Origin of the sequence: Corynebacterium tuscaniense DNF00037 (assembly GCF_000759055.1) — a bacterium.
GTDB classification, from domain to species: domain Bacteria; phylum Actinomycetota; class Actinomycetes; order Mycobacteriales; family Mycobacteriaceae; genus Corynebacterium; species Corynebacterium tuscaniense.
Genome location: NZ_JRNG01000047.1, coordinates 1 through 2,697 on the forward strand (window position 1 = coordinate 1; position 2,697 = coordinate 2,697).

At 56.9% G+C, this 2,697-nt stretch carries 2 protein-coding genes and 1 tRNA gene; 2 read left to right on the forward strand and 1 reads right to left on the reverse strand.

Features of this window, described 5'->3' with window-relative positions; translation table 11 throughout:
• Nucleotides 1-1,447 (forward strand): MFS transporter (locus HMPREF2129_RS09200; RefSeq protein ID WP_034665836.1); only part of this gene is annotated, 1,447 nt, incomplete at its 5' end.
• Between the two features lie 302 nt (nt 1,448-1,749).
• On the forward strand, nt 1,750-2,352 hold the full coding sequence (locus HMPREF2129_RS09205; protein WP_034665837.1) for a hypothetical protein: 603 nt from the start codon (nt 1,750-1,752) through the stop codon (nt 2,350-2,352).
• A 52-nt stretch (nt 2,353-2,404) separates the two neighbouring features.
• Here HMPREF2129_RS09205 and HMPREF2129_RS09210 read toward each other — a convergent pair.
• Nucleotides 2,405-2,476, reverse strand: a tRNA-Val gene (locus tag HMPREF2129_RS09210).
• Nucleotides 2,477-2,697: the final 221 nt, after the last annotated feature.

The following is a 2,697-nucleotide window of genomic DNA, read 5'->3' on the forward strand; positions in this document are numbered from 1 at the left end:
CGCCAGCGCGAACCGCTGGCCATTTTTTGTCGTCGTGTCACTGGGCCTCCTCATGGTTGCCCTGGATAACTCGATCCTTTACACGGCTTTACCCGCGCTTGATGAGCAGTTGGGGGCCTCCGCCGCAGAGTCCCTATGGATCATTAACGCCTACCCGTTGGTGATTACCGGTCTGCTCCTCGGCACCGGCACCTTGGGGGACAAGATTGGCCACCGGCTGATGTTCATGATCGGACTGGTCATCTTCGGCTTTGCCTCCCTTGCGGCGGCCTTCTCCCCCACCCCGCTGGCGCTTATCATCGCCCGTGCTTTCTTGGGCGCTGGCGCTGCCACGATGCTGCCCGCCACCCTCGCCCTGGTGAACCAGATCTTCCCTGAAGAGCGGGAGCGCAACGTTGCCATGAGCATCTGGGTCTCCGCTGCAGTCCTAGGTGCCGCACTTGGCCCCGTTGTCGGTGGTCTTCTTCTGGAGTTCTTCTGGTGGGGTTCCGTCTTCCTCATCAACGTCCCCGTTGTCATTATCACTTTCTTTCTCACCATTCTCATCGGGCCAAAGAACAAGCCGAATCCGGCGAAGAAGTGGGACATCTTCTCCTCCATCTACGCCCTGTTTGCGCTGTCGGGCCTCACCATGGTGATTAAGGAAACGGCGCGTCTGGATACCAACATGACCATCCTGGCCATCGCTGTTGTGATCATGCTTTTCGGCGCATTCATGTTCGCCCGCCGGCAGAGGAAGCTGCCAGAACCGCTTCTCACCTTTGGCATCTTTAAAAACCCCATCTTCGCCGGTGGCGCCATCACAGCGGTTGGCGCAATGTTCGTGGTCATCGGCTTGGAAATGACCACCACGCAGCGTCTTCAGCTTGTCGACGGCTTCACCCCCTTCCACGCCGGCCTCACCATCGGCGTTGTCGGTGTTGTTGCCCTGCCCCTCTCCATCGCCGGTGGCGCCATTTTGCACCGCGTCGGCTTCCGCACCATCGTCTGCAGTGGTTTCGCCGCCTGCGTCGTCGGCGCACTCGTGTCCTGGTGGGGCTCCAACCTGGATAGCTTCCCCATCTTCCTCACCGGCTTCATCATCCTCGGCGCCGGCGCCAACTTCGCCATGTCCGTATCCTCCATTGCCATCATCGGCGCCGCCCCTGCAGAACGCTCCGGTATGGCAGCTAGCGTGGAAGAAGTTTCCTACGAATTCGGCACCCTCATCACCGTTGCCGTCTCCGGCACAATGCTGACCTCCCTCCTCCTCGCCTTCCTCCCTGAGGACATCGCCCACCTAGGCATGGACGCCGTATTCAACCCCGCCACCCGTGACGCCGCCGCTCCCGCCTACGCACGCGCCCACGAAGCCGTCGTCGCCTTCCAGGCCCTTGCCGCTGCCGTCCTCTGCGGCATCACCGCGTGGTGCTTCCGCGGAAACCCGAAATCCGCAGTGAACTCTTAACCAATTCGTCCGGTGGGCCGTGACCTGCTACAGAATATTACATTGCAGCAACAACTACCGTCCGAAGGAAACTTGCTGCCAGGCACTTTATCTGCGCCAGCTGTTAGTTATGCAATCTTTTTGCAGCCCGTCGCCCGAAACACCAAAACTAACGGCGAGCCTAGCCCGGCTAGGCGGCGCCTTTACGGCCGCAGGCGTCAGGCCCCGGCCGCACCACACCGACCGCCTCAACTCCCCAAGTCCAGTGGAAATTTACTGAAAATAAGTAGTTTGCTGAAAAGCCACTATAAGATCACAGGGTTATGACCAAGAAAATCCTGTCCACCGCCGGTGTGCTTATCCTGGTTCTCGCTCTGCTAGGTGGCGGATTTCTGTTAGGAAAATCAACCTTCCTCAGCACACCGGCAGAAACAGTCACTGAGACGGAGACCTCGGAAGTCATCCACGCAGTTCAACGCCGACAAGAAATCGTGCTGCTCTCCACCTCGACCCAGGGGTTACACACCACACAGAACAGCGCCAAACTCTTCAAATGGGGTGTCCCCGGAAGCCAAAAACTGAATATCCTGCAGTACAAGTTCACTGCCAAACTGGGGATCGACGGCAAGGAAGTAAAGATCGAGGAGATTACTCCCACGCATTTCAAGCTCACCATCCCACCCTTCAAGTTCATTGGGTTCTCTGAGCCAGAATTCAAAACTGTGCACCAACACGGCCAGGCATTGAGCTTCGCTACGGCCGATATTGATGTCGCCGAGGGCATCAACGAGGTACTGAATGAGGAGAGGCGTAAGGAACACATCCAACTGAACCTTGACCTACTGAAGGGCCAGACCGAAACCTTTTACGGGGACCTCATCCACGCCATCAACCCCGAAGCAAAGTTGGAATTCGAGTTCCAGTAATCGGGAGTGAAATGTGAAAAAGTCCGCCGTACATACGGCGGACTTCTGTTTGTGGTCCTAGCTGGGATCGAACCAGCGACCTTTCCGGTGTGAACGGAACGCTCTTCCACTGAGCCATAGGACCATTGCGTTTTCAACGCGAGGGATACATTAACACCAGGCTGATAAAAGCCCATAATCGGGGTGGCGTGAATAACCATGAGGACCAATGAACAGCACTCCTACAATCCAGTGACCACGAATTATGTGAGTTACAAAGGGGCGATTTGTCCTTGGGGCGACGGACAGATTAAAGTCTTGAACCGCACAACTTCACAAGGAGCAACACTTTTGAAGTGAGTGTGT